A 21821-nucleotide genomic window follows, 5' to 3' on the forward strand; every position below is an offset into this window, starting at 1 on the left:
CAGTCCGATCACAGCGAGCATGGCGGTCTCCTTGGTAGGTGGATGGGACCTCCATCGTGACCGAAAAAGACTCAGGAGGCGTCCATGCCATCCTCTGAAAATCTCGACCTCTTCATTGCTTCTCCTTGCGCCCCTTCGGGCTTGCCGGAAATCAACCTTACCTCTAGTTTTGAAAAATCCGGCATTCGGGGGAGACGTCAAGATATGGAGCACGAGAGATGAGCAAGCAAGAAGACAAGCGCCGCAGGGCAAAGTACACGCCGGAGTTCAAGCTGGAGGCCGTCAGACTGGTCAAGGACGGGCAATTGGGGCCAAGTTGCGCAAGTCGGCCACGTGCCTCTTTCGCTGATACGCCGCGCTGCGCGTCGTTGCGACTCGTGCGACAACGGTCGGAGCATCCAGGGCGTGCCAAATGGACGTCGTGGACACGTTCGCTTCAGTCATGTAGGGGCTCCGAACAAGAGAAGCAAAGTATTGAACCGGCAGCCTGTGACCGCAGCAGGCACATGACGCTGCTGCGGCCCACCATTTTCAGTGCGATCATCGGTGGACCGAACCGCTCAAGCACGCCGTGCTGACCCGCAGCGAATCATATTGTGCGGATCGGGCGAAGACGGTATCCAGCCGACGGCCCTGTACCCGAGCAGCTGCGCGGGTCTCTACTTCTCCCGCACCAGCAGCAGCGCGGTCTGACAACGCGACGCCACGCGGGTCGCGACCGAGCCCATGAGGGCTTGCCGGGCTGCTCCGAAGCCGAGCGACCCCATCGCCAGCAGGTCCAGCCTGCTCTTCGTGACATGCATAGCGATCGCATCGCCGGGCACCTGCCCGACCAAGCGAACTTCGGCGGCCGTGATGCCGGCTCTGGCAAGAAGCTCATGGGCCGGCTTAAACACGTTCTCGAACGCCGCATTCTGCATGGCCTCGACCTGCTCTGGCTTGATGCCGGTCGACACCTCGCGTTCAATCCAGCCCGGCACAACGATCTTCGTCAGGTCGGGAACGACGTGAATAAGGCTCACCGAAGGCGACGCGCCGAACAGGTCCCGGTTCCTGGCCACGAAGCGCGCGACGGCTAGGCCGTAGGGGCTGCCGTCCAGCGCAATGCCGACTTTCAGCGAATCCCGCTTGGGGATCTGAGCCCCGCGCAGGATGAGCAGTGGCTTGGTGCATGAGACGGCCACAGCGCTTGCCACCGAGCCGAGTAGCAGCTTCTTAAGCCCCGTGTCGCCGTGCGAACCCATAACGATCAGATCGGCCCGGTCGTTGGCAACGATCGACGCCAGTTCGTGCGCCACGGTACCAACAACGTACCGTCCAGCGGCGTTCGCACCAGCGCGCTTCAGCGCCGCCGCCGAAGTCTTTAGCGCCTTCGCCGCTTCTGATTCGTGGTATGAATGCACCATTTCGCGCCCCAATGCACGCGCGGCGCGTGATGGCACCGGATACTGGATGTTGAGCAGTTCAACTTCGGTGGGGTTCTTCAACAGGGTGGTGCGCGTCGCGACGAACGCGACGGCTGCCTTGCTGTACTCACTGCTATCGACGGGCATTAGGATACGCATCCGGACTCCTTTGGTTACTTTGATGAAATAGAGCGCTTAGAACTTCTCGGGCCGCAGCACCTCGACGTCGGCCACTAGCCGGATTATCGATTCGTTGTCTTAGTGCGCTCGCGCAGCGCAAATGGCGAGCGCCGTCTCGGCAGTGCCAAGCACCTCCACGCGGATGTTGGCGTGCGGGCCCCAGGTGGCGTCACGCCGGCCCCGACTGCCCTTGCCGCGCGCGTCGGTCACCGTGTAGCCACGCGCATCCAGCGACTCGAGGTCGCGCAGAAGCGTGGTCTCAAGCGCGGCCTCGCATACAACGGTCAGCAGTTTGATCATGCCTGCCTCTGGTAGTTGCATTACGTGCTCAATTTATTGCTTGCTGCGCGAGCCGGTGATAAAGCGGAATGCCGACCAGCAGGTTGAACGGAAACGTGACGCCCAGCGCCGCGCCGATGGACAGGGCCGGATTGAGGGCAGGCAGGGACTCATGTAAAAACCCGCAGAAACGAGCGTGTGGAAGGTCTTACATGGACGTTTCCAGAAGAGCAAGATTCGGCGGCGTGAAGGTCTGAAGGGTTTGCCGTCTTACATTCGGCCTGTCGGTGCAGGTCTGCACCGAACTTGAGTTCACCCCGGCTGGGCCGCGACTGCGTAGGCCAACAGCCCCAGGGCCGCAGGCATAGGCCGATGGACCGGGTCTCGGGACAAAACGTTGCATGGGGCTCCTCGGGTGGGCTTCGATCCGGATCCCGTGCGCATGGCCCATGCCACGTGTACCGTCCGCGGGTCGAGTTTGCGGGTGTTCTGCATTTCTTTCGTTGCTCTGGTGCAATCGAGCCCGCATTCCGATGCGAGGATCATCGAGCGGGGCCGTACGGATAGTGCGACAACGAAAGCGCGGGCTGCGCAGGTGGCGAGCCGCAGCCCGCCGACAGACGACCATGCCGCGGCTTCAGAACGACCCGAAGTTGGTGCCCAGCACGACGACCGCGGCCAGCGCGAGCAGCGGGATCAGCACCGCCACCACGAAGATGTCGAAATAGGACTGGCGGTGCGTCAGCTTGCAGATGGCCAGCAGCGTGATGACGGCGCCGTTGTGCGGCAGGGAGTCGAGGCCGCCGGTGGCGATCGACGTGACACGGTGCAGCAACTCGGGCGAGATGCCGGCGGCGCGCCCCATCTCGAGGTAGGTGCTGCCGAGCGTCTGCAACGCGATGCTCATGCCGCCGGAGGCCGAGCCGGTGATGCCGGCCAGCAGATTGACGGCGACCGACAGCGACACCAGCGGATTGCCGGGCGCGATGCCCAGCATCGCGTCGCGGATCAGCGCAAAACCGGCCAGCGAGGCGATCACCGCGCCGTAGCCGACCTGCGACGCCGTGTTGAAAATCGGCAGCACCGAGGCGCTGGCCCCGGCGTCCAGCGTGGCCTTGAGCGTGGGCAGGCTGCGCCGCGCCAGCACGATCAGCAGCAGGTTGGCCAGTGCGAGCGCCGCGATGATGGCCCAGGTGCCCAGCACCGCGTCCAGGCGCGTGGCGCCGTACAGGGCCGTGGCCAGGTAGCTGCTGTCCAGGCCCGGCAGGATGTGGGCGCTGAACACCCAGTTCAGCGCCACCACGGCCACGATGGGTGCGATGGCCACGCCGAAGCTCGGCGGCGGCGCCGGTGGCGTGGCCCCGCCCTGCGGCCCCAGTTCGGCCACGTCGTAACCCTCGCCCTGGGCGTGCGGGCGCACGCTGCGCGCCAGCAGGGCCCGGCCATCGGGGTCCGCGCCATAGCCCTCCCCGGCGGCCGCCGCCTGGCGCGCACGCCGCAGCAGCCACAGCGCCCCGAGCACCCCCATCACCGCGCCGCCAATGAGCCCGAGCCCGGGCGCAGCGAACGGCGTGGTGCCGAAGTACGGCATCGGAATCGCGTTCTGGATCGCCGGGGTGCCGGGCAGTGCCGTCATGGTGAAGGTGAACGCGCCCAACGCGATGGTGGCAGGGATCAGCCGTTTGGGTACGTCCACGGCGCGGAACAGTTCGACCGCGATCGGGTACACCGCGAAGGCCACCACGAACAGCGACACGCCGCCATAGGTGAGCACCGCGCAGGCGAGCACGATGGCCAGCACGGCGCGGCCTGCGCCCAGCCAGTCGACGATGCGCGAGGCGATCACGCGCGCCGCGCCCGAGTCTTCCATCAGTTTGCCGAACACCGCGCCCAGCAGGAACAGCGGAAAGAACAGCGCGATGAAGCTACCGAGCGCCTTCATGAAGACCTGCGTGTAACTGGCCAGCAGCGGCGCGTCGGGGCTGAACAGTACCGCCAGCAGGGCCATCAACGGGGCCAGGATGAGCACGCCGATGCCGCGATAGGCCAGCCACATCAACAGCGCCAGCGACAGCAGGATGCCCGCAATGCTCAGCATGGCGAGACTCCCGCGGGCACAGTGCAACAAGTGAGAAGTGTCATGTCAGGAAGGGTTCCAGCGCCAGGGTGGAGCGGCGCCCTAAGTGGGTGAAGTTGGTTTCGAGCCAGGCCTGCGCAGCGCGATGGCCGATGCGGTGCAGCCGCGTCAGGAACGGCCACCCCGCATTGAGCTTGCTCGCAGTACCGAGGCCGCCCAGTTCGGCCTCGGCCTCGATGCGGTGCATGCGAAGTGCAGCGACCTGCGTGAACAGCGACGCTCGGCCCGCACCGGGCGGCACGCCTTCCAGGCGCAACAGTTGCTGCAGCAACGCCACCGAGCGCAGTTCCTTGACCAGGCTGCTGTTGAAGGTGATCTCATTCAGACGGTCGAGAATGTCCGCGGCAGTGGTCGGCAGCGCCTCGCGCCGTGACGGGTTGATCTGCACCAGCACCAGGTCGTGGGCCGGGCTCTCTGAAATCAGCGGCAGCAGCGACGGGTTGCCGAGGTAGCCGCCGTCCCAATAGGCCTCGCCGTCGATCTCGACGGCGCGGAACAGCAGCGGCAGGCAGGCCGACGCCATCACGGCGTTGGCCGACAACTCGGACTGCCGGAATTCCTTCAGCGCGCCGGTACGCACGTTGGTGGCGGAAACGAACAGGCGCACCTTGCTGCAGCCGCGCACGCGCTCGAAATCGACCTCGGCCGCCAGGATGTCGCGCAATGGGTTGATGTCGAGCGGGTTCATCTGGTGCGGCGACAGCGAGCGGCCGACCCAGTCCAGGTACATGCCCAGCGGTGAGCCCTCGAGCGACCAGTTGCCGAAAAACGCACCCAGCGCCTGGGGCACCATCGGGCCGCGCCCGGACGCATTGCTGACCCGGCTCCAGAAGCGCCGCAGAGCCTCGCGCGCGCCCTCGCGTCCCCCGGTCATCAGCCCGTCGGCCAGCACCACCGCATTCATCGCCCCGGCGCTGGTGCCGCTGATGGCGTCGATCTCGATGCGCTCGTCCTCGAGCAGGCGATCCAGCACGCCCCACGTGAACGCGCCGTGGGCGCCGCCGCCCTGCAGCGCGAGGTCGATGTGCCTGATACGGCGCGATGTCATGTGGCAATGCTACTGCACGCGGCGACGCAGCCCGCTTGCGGATTCCGGGTCAGCCTGGATCTCCTGACTTGCGAACCTACGTCAGACCGTCAATCACCGACGAAATCAGGTCGATGGGCAAGAGGGAGACGAACGTCGAGGTTTTTCCCCGGCCATCGCGGTCAGCGTGTTGAGGTAGCGCAACAAAATCCCCTGCTTGGCGTGCACCAACCTCTGTACCGCTTCCAGCAGCTTGTCGGAAGTCCGCCCCCCCCTTTTTGGCGCAGGCCCATGAAGCCGAGGTCCCGGCCGCGAACGCAGGTTGCGCGCACCTCATCGCACCACCAGCACATCGCTAAGCGCAGCGTAGATCACTTTCGGAGTCATGCTGCCGAGGCCTTGGTCGGCAGCTGTGCACTGGCCATGGTGGCCCGCGACCACACGATCCGCGCTTATTTTCGCGGCAGCGACCAGGATCGCCCGCGCCGGCAGCGAGTGGACAGGCGCTGCGCGAACCGCTGCAACCCGCCTTCCGCCTGGGTATGTAGCGATTCCGGCGTCAGGCGCATAGGTTCGCCGCAGAGACCGCCCCATCCAGCGCTGCCCGATGCCGCGTCCAGCGAATACAGCAGGTGAAGGTGCGTGGCCGGCAGCAGATTGACGGCAAGGGAAGCGGTCCAAACGAAATTTTCGCACAGGTTGACGACCGACAGCATCTCGTCGCAAGGCCGGTCATCGGCCACACGCACGATCAGGATCGCGCATGGCGGCCTGCGTACAAACATCAAAGCGGTGGTGCTCCGGCCCGAAAGTGCGGGTTCGACACGCGAGCCGATCACGACGAGGGCGCCTGCATGCGAGTCGACATACGCGTTGATCACCTTTGGCGGTGGTCCGAAGCCGCAGAGGACGCCCTTCAGGATTTGCCAGGAACCGATGTCGAAGGCAAGCAGCAGGCGCAGCGAAACGCGATGCGTCGCCGCCAGTTGCGCCGCGCGGTGTACGACAGCGTCCGAGGCCGGCGAGAAGTCGGTCGCCGCCACAATGCTGCGAAGTGTCGTCATGGTGCAACGTCTCCCGGTGACAGTCCCGGTCATGCCGCAGCATGCGAACCAGCACCAGCGATGTTCAGGCATTCCATCTCGACACCGTTGGCAGGCATCAATCGATGCCCCAGCTGTGGACTGAACACAGGTCCCTCCGCGAGCGCGCGAGCGATAGTGAACGGCAGGTCGATTCCCAACGCCGCTCCGGTCAAGAACCGGCCGGCGCGATCGAGGCACTGGTCTCGGCCGTCCGGACTGGTCGCGGCAGCGCCTGGAGGAAATGTTCACCCAACTCACATGAATTGACGCAGCGCAACGGTACCCACCCGGATGCGCCTATATTCAGGCCTGCGGTAGCGGCGTCGCGATGCCTCTGCAGCGAACCTACTTTCAGCCAGGAGATCCGACTATGCCAGCACAACTCAGCGAAACCGCGTGCACCCGTGCCGGGCCCGAGCCGAGTTCTGCACAGCAAGAAGCCGTCGATGCGACGCAGGTTGCTCCAGACGATCCGCGTCAACAGGCGATTCGCCAGGCTGCCTACGCGCAACTCGAAGCGCGCGGCTGTGTCTACGGGCACGAACTCGAAGGCTGGTTGAAAGCCGAGGCGGAGGTCGACGCGCGGTTGCAGCAGGTACCTGCCGATTCACTTTCAGGCAAGGCGCTCACGCAGACCAGCGCTTGATCGAGCCACTGCATGGCGGTACCGACCGATCGGCCCGGTCACGCCTGCCATGCGCTGCACACCAGCACCACGGCGACGGGCAAGCGTACGGTTTAGCGCGCGCTCCGTGCCAGAACTTGCCCAGACTCAGGCTGGCGCGTATACGCGACCAGCCCTGGCGGTATAGCGCAAAGGCAGCGGGCGCCTCCTACAGCGACTCCGCCGACAGTCAGTGCGGCAATGACCAACAGCGTGAAGAGCGCGGTCCCGAGCCAGACACACCCGATATCGACGCGAACACTTCGGGCAGCACCATGAAGGCCTTGGGCAGGGCCCTCGGGTCGCATCAACGCAGACCAGTCGGGCGATGGTGAGAGCCCGTGTTCCAAGCAGGTGGCCAACGGCACCGGCCCGATGTGGCGAGGGTGCAGGCCGAGCTTGGGGCCGACTACAAACAGCAGTACCACGAATTCGATCTGCGACAGCACATCGATCTGGTCATGCACCTGCACCACGCCGACGCCGACCCCGGCCAGCCCGGCGACCAGAGGCAGCAACGCGATTTGGGTGCAAGGCCTTTTCTTCGATGGCACTCAGGTCGCACGAGCCGTGTGCAGGGCGACGGGAGAGTGGTTCTGAGGATTCAAGGTGACCAGCTACCATCCCACATAATAGAGACGGACGCTCCGAGCGGCGTCAGCCTATCGCTTCAACATGATGATCCAGATTCAGATTTTCTTCGGCGGGCTGGCGGCGCTGGTGGCCGGCGCCGACCTTCTGGTGCGCGGTTTGTCGCGACTGGTGCTCTCGTTCGGAATCTCGCAGCTGGTGGTGGTGGGCCTGACCATCGTCGCCCTGGACACCAGCGGGCCAAGACTCCCAGTGTCGTTCGGCACTGCGATGGAGGGGCGCACCGACATCGCCACCGGCAATGTGATCGGCAGCAACCCCCTCGACAGCTGGGTCATGCTGAGTTTCATGCTGCCGCTCGCCGCAGTGACCTTGGTCCTGGAGATGCTGCAGCCGGCCCCGCGTGCGGTCACTTGTAGCCCATGAGCAGCGGCGCGCTGCTGCCCTGGCTGGCGCTGACACCCTTTGCGGGCGCCGCGCTGATCGCCGGCGTCGACAACCGCCAGCGGCGAACGGCCGCGTGGCTGGCGGGCGCCGTGACCTTGCTCGTGTTCATTGCGATGCTCGCGGCCGCGCCGGCCGTGTTCGGCGGCGAGGTGCTGCGCTGGTCCGTCGACTGGCTGCCGACGCTGGGCCTTAAGTTCGGCTTTCGCATGGACGGGCTGGCGTGGCTGTTCACGCTGTTGATCACCGGCATCGGTGCGCTGGTGGTGCTGTACGCCGCCTACTACCTCGCCGCGGAAGATCCCCCGGCCCGATTCTTTCTGTTCCTGATGTTGTTCATGGGCTCCATGCTGGGCGTGGTGCTGGCCGACAACCTGATCCTGCTGGTGGTGTTCTGGGAACTGACGAGCCTGTCGTCGTTCCTGCTGATCGGCTACTGGCAGCATCGCGCCGACGCCCGCGAAGGCGCGCGCATGGCGCTGACCGTGACCGGTGCAGGTGGGCTGTGCCTGCTGGCCGGCGTGCTGCTGATCGGGCACATCGTCGGCTCGACCGATCTCGACGTGGTACTGAAGTCCGGCGACCTGCTGCGCGCGCACCCGATGTACCTGCCAGCGCTGGTGCTGGTGCTGCTGGGCTGCTTCACGAAGAGCGCGCAGTTCCCGTTCCATTTCTGGCTGCCGCATGCGATGGCCGCACCGACGCCGGTGTCGGCCTACCTGCATTCGGCCACGATGGTAAAGGCCGGCGTGTTCCTGCTGGCTCGCCTGTACCCGGCACTGGGCGACAGCGAGCCGTGGTTCTGGATCGTTTCGCTGACGGGCCTGGCCACGCTGCTGCTGGGCGCCTACCTGGCACTGTTCCAGCACGACCTGAAGGGGCTGCTAGCCTATTCCACGATAAGTCACCTCGGCCTGATCACGTTGCTGTTCGGACTGGACGAGCCGCTGGCCGTTGTGGCGGGTGTGTTCCACATCCTCAACCACGCCACCTTCAAGGCCTCGCTGTTCATGGCCGCTGGCATCATCGACCACGAGACCGGCACCCGCGACATGCGTCGGCTCAACGGCCTGTGGAAGAGCATGCCGTGGACCGGCGCGCTGGCCATGGTCGCTGCGGGGGCGATGGCCGGCGTGCCGCTGCTCAACGGCTTCCTGAGCAAGGAGATGTTCTTCGCCGAAGCGGCGGCCAAACAGAGCACACCGCTCATGCAATGGCTGCTGCCGGCTGGCGCGACGCTGGCGGCGATGTTCAGCGTGGCCTACAGCCTGCGTTTCATCCATGACGTGTTCTTCAACGGCGATCCGGTGGGCTTGCCGAAGACGCCGCACGAGCCGCCGCGTTTCATGCGCGTGCCCGTCGAGGTATTGGTCGTGCTGTGCCTGGTGGTCGGCCTGATGCCCGCGCTGTCGATCGGCCCGCTGCTGGCCGTCGGCGCCAAGGCCACCCTGTTCGGCGGCTTCGAGGGCACGCTGCCGGCCTACACGCTGGCGATCTGGCATGGCCTGAATCTCGCGCTGGGCATGAGCGCGCTGGCGCTGGTGGGCGGTGTGGCGCTGTACTTCGTGCTGCAGCGGCGCGTCAACCTGCACACGCTGGAGCGAGCGCCCGCGACTCCGAAGACCGGCGGGCGCGATCTGTTTGCGCTGGCGCTGGACCGCGGCCGGGCGCTGGCACGGCGCGTCACCGGCGAGCTGCAGAACGACGCATTGCAGCGCTACCTGCTGGTGCTGGTCGTTTTTGCACTCATCGCGGGCGCGCTTCCCTTCGCGCTGGGCGGCACGCAGACGGCCGTGGACATGCCCGACGGCCCACCGGTGAGCTTCGGCTTCATCGTCGCCTGGGTCATCGGCCTGGCGACAACGTTGGCCACGGTGCGGTTCCACCGCCAGCGGCTGCTGGCGCTGTTGCTGCTGGGCGCGGTGGGGCTGGTGGTGAGCCTGGCCTTCGTGTATTTCTCGGCGCCCGATCTGGCGCTGACGCAGTTGCTGGTGGAGGTGGCGACCATCATTCTGATGATGCTGGCGCTGCACTGGCTGCCGGCCGAGTCGCCTGCGGCGCCGCGCGGCCAAGGGCTGCGGCGCGCTCGCGATGCGCTGGTCGCGCTGGCGGCCGGCGGCGGCGTCGCGGCGCTAGTGTGGGCGGTGCTGGCGCGGCCGTTCGAGCCGATCTCGCCGTACTTCCTGGCGACCACCCAGTCGCTGGGCGGCGGCGCCAACACGGTGAACGTGATCCTGGTCGACTACCGCGGCTACGACACGCTGGGCGAGATCACCGTGCTGGGCGTGGCGGGGCTGATCATCCAGGCGCTGCTGTCCGGTTGGCGCCCGACCCACCTCGCCGCCGTGCCGCCGCGGGCCCTGCGCGCGGAAGACCGCCACCCGCTGATGCTGGCGCTGATCGTGCGCCTGTTGCTGCCGCTGGCGGCCATGGTCTCCGCGTACCTGTTCCTGCGTGGGCACAACCTGCCGGGCGGCGGTTTCATCGCTGGTCTGGTGCTGGCGATCGCCCTGGTGATGCAGTTCGTCGCCAATGGCCAGGGTTTCGTGTCCGGGCGCATGAACACCGACTACCAGCCCTGGATCGGCGCCGGGCTGCTGGTGGCCGGGGCCACCGGCCTGGGCAGCTGGTTCTTCGGCGCGCCGTTCCTGACCAGCAGCTACGACTACCCGCTGTGGCCGCTGGTCGGTGCGGTGCCGCTCGCCAGCGCGGCCTTGTTCGACCTGGGGGTCTTTCTCACCGTGGTCGGCGCGACGATGACAGCATTGGTGGCGCTGGGAAATCTGAGCGCGGCCGGTGCTGCGGGGGTGAAGCCATGATGGCCGCGATGCTGGCCATCCTGGTGGGTACGCTCACCGCCGGCGGCGTCTACCTGATGCTGCGCGCGCGCACCTTCGACCTGATCCTGGGCCTGACCTTGCTCGGCTATGCGGTCAACCTGTTCATCTTCCTGATGGGGCGCATCAGGATCAATGCCGCGCCCATCGTCGATGGCCAGCGCGCCGCCACGCTGGCCACCTACGCCGACCCCTTGCCGCAAGCCCTGGTGCTGACCGCCATCGTGATCGGCTTTGCGTTGACAGCGGTGATGCTGGTGATCGCGCTGCGCACGCGGGCCCTGACCGATTCGGACCACGTCGATGGTGCCGAGCCGCAAGCGGACGAGCCGGCAGCACAAGGAGGGCGGCCATGAACCACTGGATCATCGCGCCGGTCGTCTTGCCGCTGATGTGCGGCGCCACTCTGGTGCTGATCGGCGGCCGTGCCCCGGCGCTGGCTGCACGCATCGGCGTCGTCGCCACCGCCGCCCTGCTGGCCGTAGCGATCGCCCTGCTGGTGCAGGCCGATCGCGGCGGTGTCCAGGCCTACCTGGTGGGCAACTGGGCGGCGCCCTTCGGCATCTCGCTGGTGCTGGACCGGCTGTCGGCGCTGATGCTGACGCTGACCGCCGGCGTCGCACTGGCAGCCCTGCTCTACGCCCGCGGCGGTGATGACCGGCGCGGTCCGCACTTCCACGCCCTGTTCCAGTTCCAGCTGATGGGCCTGAACGGCGCTTTCCTGACCGCCGACCTGTTCAACCTGTTCGTGTTCTTCGAAGTCCTGCTGATCTCGTCCTATGGCCTGTTGCTGCACGGGGCGGGCTTGGCGCGGCTGAGGGCGTCGCTGCACTATGTCGGCTTCAACCTCGCCGGCGCGGCGCTGTTCCTGATCGCCGTGAGCCTGCTGTACGGACTGACCGGCACGCTGAACATGGCCGACATGGCACAGCGCATGGCCCATCTGCCGGCGGATCGGGGGCTGCTGCTGCAGAGCGCTGCCTTGCTGCTGCTGGTGGTGTTCTTCGTCAAGGCCGCGCTGCTGCCGCTGTACTTCTGGCTGCCGGCGACCTATGGCGCGGCGTGTGCCCCGGCAGCGGCGCTGTTCGCGGTGATGACCAAGGTGGGCGTGTACAGCGTGTTGCGCGTCAGCACGCTGATCTTCGGCGAGGACGGTGGCCCGACGGCCGGGGTGGCCGGGCCGTGGCTGCCTGCGCTGGCGCTGGCGACCATCGCGCTGGCAGCGATCGGCGCGCTGGCGGCGCAGCAACTGCGCACGCAGATCGGCTACCTGGTCATCGGCTCGGCCGGCACGCTGCTGCTGGCGGTGGGCCTGGCGCAGCCCGCCACCGTGGCGGCTGGGCTGTTCTACATGGTCAACAGCACGCTGGTGGCGGCGACCCTGTTTCTGCTGGTCGACCGCATCGCCTACGCACGCGGACAGTCGGCCGACACCTTGCGCGCCGGGCCGTTCGACGGCTCCCGCCATCGCCTGGGCGTGACGTTCCTCGTCTGCGCCGTGGCTGCTGCCGGCATGCCGCCTCTGGCCGGTTTCATGGGCAAGGCGCTGCTGCTGCAGGCCGCTGGCCCGACCGTCTGGGGGGCCTGGACCATCGCCGTCGTGCTGGCCGGCAGCTTGTTTGTGATGGTGGCCCTGGCGCGCAGCGGCTCGGTGCTGTTCTGGAGCCCGGCGCCGGCCACGCCGGCGCTGGCATCATCCCCCATCGAAACCGGCGCGCTGCCGCCGCGCGCCGGCCACGGCCTGGCCCTGGTGCTGCTGCTCGCGGCCGTGCTCGCCTGCAGTCTTGCCGCAGGGCCCTTGTCGCGCTACACGCAAGCCACAGCGGCACAGTTGTTCGAACGCCAGGCCTATCTGCGCGCCGTGCTCGGGGCGCAGCCGGTGCCCGCTGCGATCGACGTGCGGCGCGAGATGCGCGAGCGCGGGGGCAAGCCATGAAGCGACTGCTCCCCGCCCCGCTGCTCAGCGTCATGCTGTTCCTCGTCTGGCCGCTGCTGAACCAGTCGTGGTCGCTCGGCCAGCTGGCGCTCGGCGCCCTGCTGGCCCTGGTGATTCCCTGGTTCACCGAGGCCTTGCGTCCCAACAAGGGCTCACTGCGGCACCCGTTGAAGATCGTCCGGCTGGGCGGGGTCGTGTTGTGGGACATCGTCACCTCCAACATCGAAGTCGCCCGACGCATCCTGGGCCGCGAGGCGGCGATCCAGCCGGCCTTCGTCTGGCTGCCCTTGTCGATCACCGACCCGCACGGCATCGTGGCGCTGGCCGGCATCATCACAATGACCCCGGGCACGTTGTCGTCGGAGCTGACAGAAGACCAGCGTCACCTGTTGATCCATGTGCTCAACGTCGACGACGAAGCGGCGCTGATCGCCGGTATCAAGGCGCGTTACGAAGCGCCGCTGCAAGACATCTTCGAAGGGAGTGCCCGATGAACCTGCTCGCCACCGTCCTGCCCTGGGCCATGGCGGCCTTCGTCTTCGCAATGGCATTGAACGCCTGGCGGCTGCTGAAAGGGCCGTCGCTGGTCGACCGCATCCTGGCGCTCGACACGCTGTACATCAACACGATCGCGCTGCTTGTGCTGCTCGGCATTCAACGCGACACGCCGCTGTACTTTGAAGCCGCGCTGCTCATCGCGATGCTGGGCTTCGCCAGCACCGTCGTGCTGTCCAAGTACTTGTTGCGTGGCGATATCGTGGAGTGAAGCCGTGACCAACCTGCCTCTGTGGCTCGATGGGCTACTGGCCGCCCTGGTGGTGATCGGCGCAGCATTTGCGCTGATCGGCTCCTGGGGGCTGGCCAAGTTGTCCGACTTTCTGAAGCGCCTGCACGGCCCCACCAAGGCGACGACGCTGGGCGTGGGCTGCGTGCTGATCGCCTCGTCGATGTGGTTCAGCGTGGCGCAGGGCACGGCCAGCCTGCATGAGTTGCTGATCGCCCTTTTCCTCTTCATGACCGCCCCGGTGTCAGCCCACCTGTTGATCAAGGCGGCGCTGAAGCTGGACCCCTCACTGCGGCCACCGGCGCCGCCCTCGGGGCCAGTTGATCCAAGGGTATGAGGCCCGGAACATGATCCGCTGACTGCGCTTCATCGCCGCTCCCGGGGTTGTTCCATGAAGGATCGACAACCATTCTGACGCGGGGGGCCGGCCGCCCCACCGGGAAGCGGGCCCCTGCGCTGACGGACCCGGTTCGCTCCGGGGTGTCCACACGTCGTCACGACTGTTACTTTGCACGCGAGCCCGCTGCCGAACCGGTTGCTTGAGAGAAATGCGGGCTCACTGGTTTCGCCGCCGCCCACCTGCCGATTACTGCAGAGGTCACCACGGGGTTGCCACCCAAGCGGCCGGCCTGTCCCAACCCGCTTGTGCGGTGCAAAGCGGGCCCGTCCGGCGCTTCAACCATCCGACTTTTACGAATAAACATTCTATATCTATCTGCTTTTTCTTTCTTCGACAGGCCCCTACAGTCTCCATGTCGCCCCATCGGGTGACCGGAAAAGGAAACGCATGAACATCGATATCCACAGCCAGGGATTCCCACTGACCAGCGCACTGGCCGATCACGCCAAGCGTCGGTTGCGCTTCGTGCTGACCCGGCACAGCGACCGCATCCAGCGCGTCGTGGTACGTATCGGCGACGAGAACGGCCCACGAGGCGGCGTCGACAAGTTCTGTCGCATCCAGGTGCATCTGCTGGACGCACCGGTGGCGGTCATCGACGAACTCGGAGCCGACCTCTACACCGTCATTGATCGCGCGGCGGACCGCGTGGGTCGCGTGGTGGTCAAGCATCTCGACCGCTCACGCATCGATCGGCGGCCCGGTCGTGCCGACGCCCACCTCATCGCGCCAGAGGAACTTGCCCCGACACCCCACCCCGCACATCCGGAAGGAGAACGAGCATGACAACCGAGCGGACCTTGCCGGTGGTGGTTGCCCAGACCGGCGCACCAGGCATGCTGAGCACCAACCGCGTCCTGCGCAACACCTACGGCCTGTTGTCGGCGACGCTGTTCTTCAGTGCCGCCATCGCGGCCACCAGTGCCGCGCTGAAGTTGCCGCATCCCGGCATCGTGATCACCCTGCTCGGCTTCTTCGGCCTGTTGTACGCGACCACGAAGCTGCGCAACAGCGCCTGGGGACTGGCGGCCGTCTTCGGGCTCACCGGCTTCATGGGATACACGCTGGGCCCCATCGTCAGCCAGTACCTGGCCATGCCCAACGGACACCAGGTGGTGATGATGGCCATGGGCGGCACGGCCACCATCTTCGTCGGCCTTTCCGCCTACGCCCTGACCACGCGCAAGGACTTCAGCTTCATGAGCGGGTTCCTGCTGGCCGGCATCCTCGTCGCCTTCTTGGCCGGGCTGGGCGCCATCTTTTTCCAGGTGCCTGCACTGTCGCTCACCGTCTCGGCGGCGTTCGTGTTGCTCATGGGTGGCCTGATCCTGTTTGAAACCAGCCGTATCGTCAACGGCGGCGAGACGAACTACATCATGGCCACGGTCAGCCTGTACGTGTCGATCTACAACCTGTTCAGCAGCCTGCTGGCCTTGATCGGCTTCGGCAACAACAACGATTGAGGTGCACACCATGAAATGCCCGAACTGCCCCGAATCCACCCTCGTGATGACCGACCGCCAAGGCGTCGAGATCGACTACTGCCCGCAGTGCCGGGGCGTGTGGCTCGATCGCGGCGAGCTCGACAAGCTGATCGAACGCGCCACGACAGCGGCGCCCGCAGCGGATCCGATCGGCGCCGGGCGATCGCGGCCCGACTTTGCCGATTCCGACCAACACCGTGGTCGAGACCCACGAAGCAACCGCAGGAAATCGTGGTTGAGCGAGATCTTCGACTGACCGCAGCAACGCCAATCCAAGGAACATTGGGCCATGCAACCCTACCCGACCAACAGCCCGCAGGCGGCTGCCAGCATCGTCGCGCTGGCCATGCTGGCCGACGGTGAAATTTGCATGGCCGAAATCGGCGTGCTCGATCGACTCGACGCGCACGCGCAACTCGGGCTTGGAACCGAGCAGTTCCATGTCGTCGTGCATGACTGCTGGAAGGAATTGCTTTCGGCGGCGCAGCTGACCTGGGCGGACGCGTGTCAGGTCGACCCTCGTTCGCTGGCCGAGCGGGTGGCCGAGATCACCGATCCCGGGCTGCGCCGCACGGTGCTGTGCCTTTGCGTCGCAGTGATCGAGGCAGACGGCCGCGTTGCAAAGGGCGAGTCGGTGGTGCTCGGGGCGGCGCTCGCGCTGTGGGGCATGCAGCCCGCGTCGCTGAGTTCAAGGCGCGGCGGCCCAGGGGGTCTCAGCTGCCCGAGGACGAGCACCTGGGTTGATGAACATCAACCACCGGACTTGCTGATCGGCGCCCCACCGAGACAGATGGTCCGGCATTGTCCGAAAGGATGAACACCATGCCGGGAGTCCTTGTCCCATCCGACGGATCGCCCACTTCGCAATACAGCGTGCGTCACGTCGCCAGCGAGTTCAGCGACTCCGTCCCCCCGACTCCGGAGGCACAACGCGACACGAACTCAGGCGACTTGCCCGCGAGGTCGGGCCGGGGCCCACGCAGCCCCCCAAGAATCCTCGCCATCGGATATCTATCCTCGACAGCATCTTCAGTTTCTTCTCTGCAACCCCAAGGAAATTTCAATGAAAACCCAAACCTCGGTCCGCTCGCTCCGAAAGCCTGTCCTGTACACCGCCGGCTGGCTGCTCCTGGCCATCACCATCTGGCTGTTCGGCTCGATCGCGAGCGCCCAGGCACAGACCCAAGCCCTGGCCCAACAGGCGATGCCTGTGCTGTTCCTCGAAGATACCGGTCCCAAACCCCTGTTGCCCACGACCGAGACGTTCCGCGAGGCGGCCAAGGCCGCGGGCATCCAGGCCACACTGAAAAAACTCGGCTCGTGACTGAATCCGTGCCAGACACGCCCGGCCCGGCCATAGGGCAGGGAGCCAACTCTGATCAACCAGAAGGGTCAACCATGAACAAGCATTCTTCCTCGACGCGCCGTTATCCCCGCAACAGCCCACAGGCCGCGGCCAATATCGTTGCCTTGGCACTCATCTCGAACGGCGAGGTCAAGCCTTCCGAGGTGGCCGTGCTCGAAGCGATGCGGGTCCACGAACAACTGGGCCTGACGCGCCTGGAATGGCACGACGTCGTCCACGAGTTGTGCATCGACCTGCTGTGGTCGGCCGCTCATGGCACAGACTGCCGGATCGACGGCCGGATGATCGAACAGATGCTCGCCGCTATCGACGACGTGGCACTGCAACGCCTGGTGCTGCGCCTGTGTACGGCGGTCGTCAATGCGGACGGCAGGGTCGACGACAGTGAGTCCATCGTCGTGCTGGCCGCCATCGACCATTGGGGTCTGCACCCCGATGAGCATGAATTGCTGGAACCCTTGCTGTACGGCCTCGACTTCCAGGTGACGGCCCGCAGCACCCGCCGGGTCTGACGGCCCATACAAGGGCAGTTCGCAAGGCCGTCAATTGAAACTTCGGGAGATGAATGATGAACCTCTGTAAACAAGCGCGCGAGGAGCACCTGACGAGCGACGCGTTCGCCTTGCCTGGTTACGCGGGCATGGGCGGGCGAAGCACCGTGGCCGACCTGCTGAGACTGCTGGGTGATGAACCCGGCAACTCGAGAGCCGCGGAGTCAACTCCGGTCCTGATGCGTCAGCTGCACGCCGGCCACACGCTGTTTCACGAGGGTGCACGTGCGGAATCGATCTATGTCGTGTACACCGGCCACTTCAAGAGCCACCGCATCGCCGAAGACGGCGCCGAGCATGTGCTCGGGTTCGCTGGCCGTGCCGAACTGCTCGGCTTCGATGCCCTTTGCGTGGGTGCACATCCGACCTCTGCGGTCGCGCTCGAGGACGCGACCGTCTACGCGGTACTGGTTCGGGATCTGTCCGCGCTCGGCCAACGCATCAGAGGGTTCGATCGCGCCTTGCACTTCGCGCTCAGCCGCCAGTTGTCACGGCGCGACGAACAGATCGCGCTGATGGCTCCCATGGCTGCCGAGGTGCGCATGGCCCGCTTTCTCATGCAGCAGTCGCTGCACATGGCCGCCCGGGGGCAATCACCGCGCCTCTTCCACCTGCCCATGGGTCGGCGTGACATAGCCCGCTACCTGGGCATCGCACATGAGACGGTCAGTCGCTCCTTCGGTTCAAGCTCGCTGCGGGAGTGCGTGCGTGTCGAAAACCGCGCCATCGCAATCCTCGACATGGACCGCCTCGCGGCCCTGGCGTGCAGCACCTGCCAGTTGGAAGGCGCACCCCATCGAACTCAGCGCCCGAGGCCCCAGGCGGTGGCACCCGACCTCACGGTCCGGGCCTCTGCTGCGGAAGGTCGACGGCTGCGATGCGTCGCGTGATAACGCCGGAATGCCGCGGCAGTTCGATCGGCGACGACCCAGAGGACCAGTCGATGGGCAGGCCGTTCGTCAGGGCCGCTTCGGGAATCCGATCGCGCGCGGCTGCAGTGCACTTGCGCTGCGCCCGCTGACAGAGCGCGGCTGCAGTCATCACGGACGCCGGGCTTAGGTCAGTACCAAGATGGAGCGGCTCCACCGCAGGAGTGCGCCAGCATCTCCCGCAAAGGCAGGCCTGCGGGCAACCGCAGCCCATTGGTCCACAACCACCTGCCCAGCTGGAACAGGCCGATGTGCGCGCCGAACGTGTGGGCGATCAGCATGAATTGCCGGCTATCAAGGTGCGCATGGGCGGGTACAGTCCAATGTAGCGATGACGCTGCCGATGAATTCCGGATTGCCCACATGACCCCGCCTGCCCCGAAACCCGACGCTGCTTGGCATGCCCTGGACGCCATGCAGGTGCTGGAGCGCCTGCAAACCGATGCGACGGCCGGGCTGGCGGCAGCCGCCGTGGCGCGCCGCCGGGCCGAGCACGGGCCCAACCGCCTGGCCGAGGTGAAACCGACCCACCCCATGTGGCGCCTGGCACTGCAGTTCCACAACCTGCTGATCTACCTGCTGCTGGGCGCAGCCAGCATTACCGCCTTGCTGGGGCATTGGGTCGACACCGGGGTCATAGTCGCAGTGGTGGTGCTCAACGCCGTGATCGGCTTCGTGCAGGAAGGCAAGGCCGAACGCGCGCTGCAAGCCATCCGCCGCATGCTCTCGCCGCGCGCACTGGTGCTGCGCGACGGCGCGCAGCACGACATCGACGCCACCGACCTGGTGCCCGGGGACATCGTTCTGCTCGCCTCGGGCGACCGCGTCCCGGCCGACCTGCGGCTGCTGCAGGCGCGCAACCTGCGCATCGACGAGGCAGCGCTGACGGGCGAGTCGGTGCCCGTGGACAAGGACACCGCTGCGGTGGACGAGGCGGCGCCCATCGGCGATCGCCTGGGCATGGCCTACGCCGCGACCATGGTCACCCAGGGCCAGGCCCGCGCCGTGGTGGTGGCCACCGGTGCGCGCACCGAGATCGGCCGCATCGGGCGCCTGCTGGAGGAGGTGCAGGCCGTCACCACCCCGTTGCTGCGCAAGATGAGCGATTTCGGCCGCGTGCTGAGCTTGGTGATCATGGCGACGGCGGCGCTGCTGTTCGGCTTCGGCACGCTGGTGCGCGACTACGCCGCCATCGACATGTTCATGGCCGCGGTGGGTCTGGCGGTGGCCGCCATACCCGAGGGACTGCCCGCGATCATGACGATCACGCTGGCCATCGGCGTGCAGAGAATGGCCAGGCGCCATGCGGTGATCCGCCGCCTGCCGGCCGTCGAGACGCTGGGCTCGGTGACCGTGATCTGCTCGGACAAGACCGGCACCCTCACCCGCAATGAGATGACGGTGCAGCAGGTGGTGCTGGCCGAGGGCTGCTTCACCGTGCAGGGCGCAGGGTATGCCCCGCACGGCGGGCTGGAGACGGTCGACGGCCCGTGCGCCGGCTGGCCGCCTGCGGTGCACGGCCTGGCGCAAGCCGGCGCGCTGTGCAACGACGCCAGCCTGCGTGAGCAGACCGGGCCAGTTGGAGGTGCTGGTCAGTGGACCGTGACCGGCGACCCCACCGAAGGCGCGCTGCTGACGCTGGCACGCAAGGCCGGCTTCGACCTCGCCGCGCTGGCGGCGCAGCAGCCGCGGCTGGACGTGATCCCGTTCGAGTCGGAGCACCGCTACATGGCCACGCTGCATGCCCCAGGTACAACCCCGGGTGCAGGCAACGTGGTGTTCGTCAAGGGGGCCCCCGAACGGGTGTTCACCATGTGCGCGGCGCAGTTCGATGACCAGGGCCGCGAACAAGCCTTCGACGCCGCCGCCTGGCACACCCGGGTCGATGAGCAAGCCGCTGCGGGCCGGCGCGTGCTGGCGCTGGCGCGGCGCGTTGTGCCGTCGGACCACGCACGCCTGGTGCTTGGCGACGTGCAACAGGGGCTGACCCTGCTCGGCCTGGTGGGCATCATCGACCCGCCGCGCGACGAGGCGATCCGCGCCGTGGCGCAGTGCCGTGCCGCCGGCATCGAGGTGAAGATGATCACCGGGGACCACGCCGTGACGGCCAGCGCGATCGCGCGCCAGATCGGCCTGGGCGGCGGCGACGTGAAAGCCGCCACCGGCGCCGAGGTCGAGGCCTGCGACGACCTAGCGCTGCGCCGCCTGGCGATCGAGACGACCGTCTTCGCACGTGCCAGCCCCGAGCACAAGCTGCGCCTGGTGCGTGCCCTGCAGGCCGAGGGCCAGGTGGTGGCCATGACCGGCGATGGCGTCAACGACGCCCCGGCGCTGAAGCAAGCCGATGTCGGCGTGGCGATGGGCATGAAGGGCACCGAGGCCGCCAAGCAGGCAGGCTCCATCGTGCTGGCCGACGACAACTTCGCCTCCATCGCGCATGCGGTCGAAGAAGGCCGCACCGTCTACACCAACCTGCGCAAGACGGTGACCTTCCTGCTGCCCGTCAACGGCGGCGAGTCGCTGACACTGCTGCTGGCCGTGCTGCTGGGCATCGCCCTGCCAATCCTGCCGGCGCAGATCCTGTGGGTGAACATGGTCAGCTCGATCGGCCTGGCCATGGTGCTGGCCTTCGAACCGACCGAGGCCGATGTGATGACGCGGCCGCCGCGCCGGCCCGACGAGCCCATGCTTTCGGGCTTCGTGATCTGGCGCATCGTGTTCGTCTCGACGCTGTTCATGCTGGGCATCTTCGGCATGTTCGAGCTGGCGCTGGCGCGCGGCGCGGCCATCGAGGAAGCCCGCACCGTGGCCGTCAACACCCTGGTGGCGATGGAGGTGTTTTACCTGTTCAGCGTGCGCTACCTGAAGTCGCCGTCGTTCACCTGGACCGGCGTGCAGGGCACGCCACGAGTGCTGGCCGCCGTATCCGGCGTCTTCCTGCTGCAACTCGTGTTCACCTACGCACCGTTCATGCAGACCCTGTTCAACACCAGCGCGCTGTCGCTCCAGGTGGGCGCGCAGATCATCGCCGTCGGTGCCCTGGTGCTCCTGGTGCTCGAGGTGGAGAAACTGATCGTGCGCCGCCTCGGCCTGGACGAGTGAAGTTGAAGTCACCGACAAGCGCAGGTGCCTGGCCATGGAGGTATACACCTACCGCGCACGCAAGTACCTCGGGGCCTACCTCGCAGTTGTCGGGCATCGGGCCCCTCGTCGACAGCCTGCTTCAGGCGGCGCCCGCGCTGGCCAACGGTTTGACGGCGGGACCTGGGTGGTCTGGGGCATCGGGCGCGTCTTGCTCGTGGCGCTGGGTGCCGGCGCCCACCTTCTCATCGCGGTGTGGCACCGTCGCGGCGGCGGCTCGGGCACGCAGCCTGACCAGGTGCAATCGGCCGGCTCAGTGACGCTTCCCACATTGCGCAGCGCCCATACCGATCGCGGGCCTCGTCCATGGACACAAGCACCCTCCTCTTCGCCATGACCGAGACTCTCGCCGGGGTGGCTTTGCACGCCCGGCGCCTGAGCATCGAGAAGCGCGAAGGCGTGCTTCTCAGAGTCTTCACCGGTCTGTGCGGCGCACGCACTGCGGTCACGGCGATTCTCAAACGTAGCACGCTGATCCACTTGCTCGTTGCCGACTCACGTCCCCAGGACTCGTGCAGCCCGAAGCTGGCACAATGTTTGCGCGACGCTGGTCGTGAAGTCCGCTTGACTTGCGGCAGAC

General features: G+C 66.7%; 25 protein-coding genes. 17 read left to right on the plus strand and 8 right to left on the minus strand.

The annotated features are described in order from the left end of the window. The first annotated feature begins 84 nt into the window (after positions 1–84). Positions 85–222, plus strand: coding sequence for a hypothetical protein (locus J2X09_RS25140; protein WP_204735646.1), 138 nt, complete (start codon positions 85–87; stop codon positions 220–222). Positions 223–659: 437 nt separating this feature from the next. On the opposite strand, the gene J2X09_RS25145 is transcribed toward J2X09_RS25140, so the two are convergent. From J2X09_RS25145 to J2X09_RS25170, 7 genes are all read right to left on the minus strand, one after another. Next, complete coding sequence (locus tag J2X09_RS25145; protein WP_204735645.1) at positions 660–1553, minus strand: universal stress protein; 894 nt, start codon at positions 1551–1553, stop codon at positions 660–662. A gap of 111 nt (positions 1554–1664) precedes the next feature. Further along, positions 1665–1886 (minus strand): P-II family nitrogen regulator, encoded by a 222-nt coding sequence (locus J2X09_RS25150; RefSeq protein ID WP_204735644.1) that lies wholly within the window; start codon positions 1884–1886, stop codon positions 1665–1667. 28 nt (positions 1887–1914) lie between these two features. Then, positions 1915–2031 carry a sodium-dependent bicarbonate transport family permease gene (locus J2X09_RS25155; RefSeq protein WP_204735652.1) on the minus strand — a complete coding sequence of 39 codons (117 nt, stop codon included), beginning with the start codon at positions 2029–2031 and terminating at the stop codon, positions 1915–1917. Positions 2032–2502: 471 nt separating this feature from the next. After that, entirely contained in the window at positions 2503–3963 is a 1461-nt protein-coding gene (locus tag J2X09_RS25160) for a GntP family permease (RefSeq protein ID WP_204735643.1), read from the minus strand. Between the two features lie 40 nt (positions 3964–4003). Then, positions 4004–5050: a patatin-like phospholipase family protein gene (locus J2X09_RS25165; protein ID WP_204735642.1), complete on the minus strand. Its 1047-nt coding sequence runs from the start codon at positions 5048–5050 to the stop codon at positions 4004–4006. A 312-nt stretch (positions 5051–5362) separates the two neighbouring features. Continuing rightward, on the minus strand, positions 5363–5581 hold the full coding sequence (locus J2X09_RS27115) for a universal stress protein (protein ID WP_374726533.1): 219 nt from the start codon (positions 5579–5581) through the stop codon (positions 5363–5365). After that, positions 5482–6093: a universal stress protein gene (locus J2X09_RS25170; protein ID WP_310309702.1), complete on the minus strand. Its 612-nt coding sequence runs from the start codon at positions 6091–6093 to the stop codon at positions 5482–5484. Before J2X09_RS25170 ends, J2X09_RS27115 begins: the two co-directional genes overlap by 100 nt. A 391-nt stretch (positions 6094–6484) precedes the next feature. Here J2X09_RS25170 and J2X09_RS25175 point away from each other — a divergent pair, with 391 nt between their 5' ends. The 15 genes from J2X09_RS25175 (at position 6485) to J2X09_RS25245 (ending at position 18061) form a co-directional block, all read left to right on the plus strand. Beyond that, positions 6485–6760, plus strand: a complete 276-nt coding sequence (locus J2X09_RS25175) for a DUF2934 domain-containing protein (RefSeq protein ID WP_204735640.1) — start codon at positions 6485–6487, stop codon at positions 6758–6760. A 693-nt stretch (positions 6761–7453) separates the two neighbouring features. Further along, on the plus strand, positions 7454–7795 hold the full coding sequence (locus J2X09_RS25180; RefSeq protein ID WP_310309704.1) for a calcium:cation antiporter family protein: 342 nt from the start codon (positions 7454–7456) through the stop codon (positions 7793–7795). Next, entirely contained in the window at positions 7792–10632 is a 2841-nt protein-coding gene (locus tag J2X09_RS25185; RefSeq protein ID WP_204735639.1) for a monovalent cation/H+ antiporter subunit A, read from the plus strand. The genes J2X09_RS25180 and J2X09_RS25185 overlap by 4 nt, the downstream gene beginning before the upstream one ends. Next, positions 10632–11006, plus strand: a complete 375-nt coding sequence (locus tag J2X09_RS25190; RefSeq protein ID WP_204735650.1) for a Na+/H+ antiporter subunit C — start codon at positions 10632–10634, stop codon at positions 11004–11006. The genes J2X09_RS25185 and J2X09_RS25190 overlap by 1 nt, the downstream gene beginning before the upstream one ends. Then, positions 11003–12586, plus strand: coding sequence for a monovalent cation/H+ antiporter subunit D (locus J2X09_RS25195; RefSeq protein WP_204735638.1), 1584 nt, complete (start codon positions 11003–11005; stop codon positions 12584–12586). Before J2X09_RS25190 ends, J2X09_RS25195 begins: the two co-directional genes overlap by 4 nt. Beyond that, positions 12583–13080 carry a Na+/H+ antiporter subunit E gene (locus J2X09_RS25200; protein WP_137918494.1) on the plus strand — a complete coding sequence of 166 codons (498 nt, stop codon included), beginning with the start codon at positions 12583–12585 and terminating at the stop codon, positions 13078–13080. The genes J2X09_RS25195 and J2X09_RS25200 overlap by 4 nt, the downstream gene beginning before the upstream one ends. A 2-nt stretch (positions 13081–13082) precedes the next feature. After that, the gene (locus tag J2X09_RS25205) at positions 13083–13352 is read left to right on the plus strand and encodes a K+/H+ antiporter subunit F (protein WP_289509296.1); all 270 of its coding nucleotides are present in this window, start codon (positions 13083–13085) and stop codon (positions 13350–13352) included. A 4-nt stretch (positions 13353–13356) separates the two neighbouring features. Beyond that, on the plus strand, positions 13357–13707 hold the full coding sequence (locus J2X09_RS25210; protein ID WP_310309709.1) for a Na+/H+ antiporter subunit G: 351 nt from the start codon (positions 13357–13359) through the stop codon (positions 13705–13707). Between the two features lie 450 nt (positions 13708–14157). Continuing rightward, positions 14158–14556, plus strand: a complete 399-nt coding sequence (locus J2X09_RS25215; RefSeq protein WP_204735637.1) for an HPF/RaiA family ribosome-associated protein — start codon at positions 14158–14160, stop codon at positions 14554–14556. After that, a complete protein-coding gene (locus J2X09_RS25220; RefSeq protein ID WP_310309711.1) occupies positions 14553–15233 on the plus strand; it encodes a Bax inhibitor-1/YccA family protein in 681 nt (226 codons plus the stop codon). Before J2X09_RS25215 ends, J2X09_RS25220 begins: the two co-directional genes overlap by 4 nt. 10 nt (positions 15234–15243) lie before the next feature. After that, a complete protein-coding gene (locus J2X09_RS25225) occupies positions 15244–15510 on the plus strand; it encodes a TFIIB-type zinc ribbon-containing protein (protein ID WP_204735636.1) in 267 nt (88 codons plus the stop codon). Positions 15511–15543: 33 nt separating this feature from the next. After that, positions 15544–16071, plus strand: a complete 528-nt coding sequence (locus J2X09_RS25230) for a tellurite resistance TerB family protein (protein ID WP_204735635.1) — start codon at positions 15544–15546, stop codon at positions 16069–16071. A gap of 246 nt (positions 16072–16317) precedes the next feature. Then, entirely contained in the window at positions 16318–16578 is a 261-nt protein-coding gene (locus tag J2X09_RS25235) for a hypothetical protein (RefSeq protein WP_204735634.1), read from the plus strand. A 74-nt stretch (positions 16579–16652) separates the two neighbouring features. After that, positions 16653–17132 carry a TerB family tellurite resistance protein gene (locus J2X09_RS25240; protein WP_204735633.1) on the plus strand — a complete coding sequence of 160 codons (480 nt, stop codon included), beginning with the start codon at positions 16653–16655 and terminating at the stop codon, positions 17130–17132. Between the two features lie 53 nt (positions 17133–17185). Further along, positions 17186–18061 carry a Crp/Fnr family transcriptional regulator gene (locus tag J2X09_RS25245; protein WP_204735632.1) on the plus strand — a complete coding sequence of 292 codons (876 nt, stop codon included), beginning with the start codon at positions 17186–17188 and terminating at the stop codon, positions 18059–18061. A gap of 170 nt (positions 18062–18231) precedes the next feature. Here the strand turns inward: J2X09_RS25245 and J2X09_RS25250 are convergent, their stop codons facing one another. After that, positions 18232–18381 (minus strand): hypothetical protein, encoded by a 150-nt coding sequence (locus J2X09_RS25250; RefSeq protein WP_204735631.1) that lies wholly within the window; start codon positions 18379–18381, stop codon positions 18232–18234. 82 nt (positions 18382–18463) lie between these two features. Here J2X09_RS25250 and J2X09_RS25255 point away from each other — a divergent pair, with 82 nt between their 5' ends. Next, positions 18464–21202 carry a cation-transporting P-type ATPase gene (locus J2X09_RS25255; protein WP_204735630.1) on the plus strand — a complete coding sequence of 913 codons (2739 nt, stop codon included), beginning with the start codon at positions 18464–18466 and terminating at the stop codon, positions 21200–21202. The last annotated feature ends 619 nt before the right edge of the window (positions 21203–21821 follow it).

This window comes from Hydrogenophaga laconesensis, from assembly GCF_031457235.1.
Taxonomy (GTDB): Bacteria; Pseudomonadota; Gammaproteobacteria; order Burkholderiales; family Burkholderiaceae_C; genus Hydrogenophaga; species Hydrogenophaga laconesensis.

What these genes read in the sequence shown, in the direction of transcription:
- J2X09_RS25140 (WP_204735646.1), top strand. Translation starts at nt 85, where the DNA reads ATGCCATCCTCTGAAAATCTCGACCTCTTCATTGCTTCTCCTTGCGCC.
- J2X09_RS25145 (WP_204735645.1), bottom strand. Translation starts at nt 1,553, where the DNA reads ATGCCCGTCGATAGCAGTGAGTACAGCAAGGCAGCCGTCGCGTTCGTC.
- J2X09_RS25150 (WP_204735644.1), bottom strand. Translation starts at nt 1,886, where the DNA reads ATGATCAAACTGCTGACCGTTGTATGCGAGGCCGCGCTTGAGACCACG.
- J2X09_RS25160 (WP_204735643.1), bottom strand. Translation starts at nt 3,963, where the DNA reads ATGCTGAGCATTGCGGGCATCCTGCTGTCGCTGGCGCTGTTGATGTGG.
- J2X09_RS25165 (WP_204735642.1), bottom strand. Translation starts at nt 5,050, where the DNA reads ATGACATCGCGCCGTATCAGGCACATCGACCTCGCGCTGCAGGGCGGC.
- J2X09_RS25170 (WP_310309702.1), bottom strand. Translation starts at nt 6,093, where the DNA reads ATGACGACACTTCGCAGCATTGTGGCGGCGACCGACTTCTCGCCGGCC.
- J2X09_RS25175 (WP_204735640.1), top strand. Translation starts at nt 6,485, where the DNA reads ATGCCAGCACAACTCAGCGAAACCGCGTGCACCCGTGCCGGGCCCGAG.
- J2X09_RS25180 (WP_310309704.1), top strand. Translation starts at nt 7,454, where the DNA reads ATGATGATCCAGATTCAGATTTTCTTCGGCGGGCTGGCGGCGCTGGTG.
- J2X09_RS25185 (WP_204735639.1), top strand. Translation starts at nt 7,792, where the DNA reads ATGAGCAGCGGCGCGCTGCTGCCCTGGCTGGCGCTGACACCCTTTGCG.
- J2X09_RS25190 (WP_204735650.1), top strand. Translation starts at nt 10,632, where the DNA reads ATGGCCGCGATGCTGGCCATCCTGGTGGGTACGCTCACCGCCGGCGGC.
- J2X09_RS25195 (WP_204735638.1), top strand. Translation starts at nt 11,003, where the DNA reads ATGAACCACTGGATCATCGCGCCGGTCGTCTTGCCGCTGATGTGCGGC.
- J2X09_RS25200 (WP_137918494.1), top strand. Translation starts at nt 12,583, where the DNA reads ATGAAGCGACTGCTCCCCGCCCCGCTGCTCAGCGTCATGCTGTTCCTC.
- J2X09_RS25215 (WP_204735637.1), top strand. Translation starts at nt 14,158, where the DNA reads ATGAACATCGATATCCACAGCCAGGGATTCCCACTGACCAGCGCACTG.
- J2X09_RS25220 (WP_310309711.1), top strand. Translation starts at nt 14,553, where the DNA reads ATGACAACCGAGCGGACCTTGCCGGTGGTGGTTGCCCAGACCGGCGCA.
- J2X09_RS25225 (WP_204735636.1), top strand. Translation starts at nt 15,244, where the DNA reads ATGAAATGCCCGAACTGCCCCGAATCCACCCTCGTGATGACCGACCGC.
- J2X09_RS25230 (WP_204735635.1), top strand. Translation starts at nt 15,544, where the DNA reads ATGCAACCCTACCCGACCAACAGCCCGCAGGCGGCTGCCAGCATCGTC.
- J2X09_RS25235 (WP_204735634.1), top strand. Translation starts at nt 16,318, where the DNA reads ATGAAAACCCAAACCTCGGTCCGCTCGCTCCGAAAGCCTGTCCTGTAC.
- J2X09_RS25240 (WP_204735633.1), top strand. Translation starts at nt 16,653, where the DNA reads ATGAACAAGCATTCTTCCTCGACGCGCCGTTATCCCCGCAACAGCCCA.
- J2X09_RS25245 (WP_204735632.1), top strand. Translation starts at nt 17,186, where the DNA reads ATGATGAACCTCTGTAAACAAGCGCGCGAGGAGCACCTGACGAGCGAC.
- J2X09_RS25250 (WP_204735631.1), bottom strand. Translation starts at nt 18,381, where the DNA reads ATGCTGATCGCCCACACGTTCGGCGCGCACATCGGCCTGTTCCAGCTG.
- J2X09_RS25255 (WP_204735630.1), top strand. Translation starts at nt 18,464, where the DNA reads ATGACCCCGCCTGCCCCGAAACCCGACGCTGCTTGGCATGCCCTGGAC.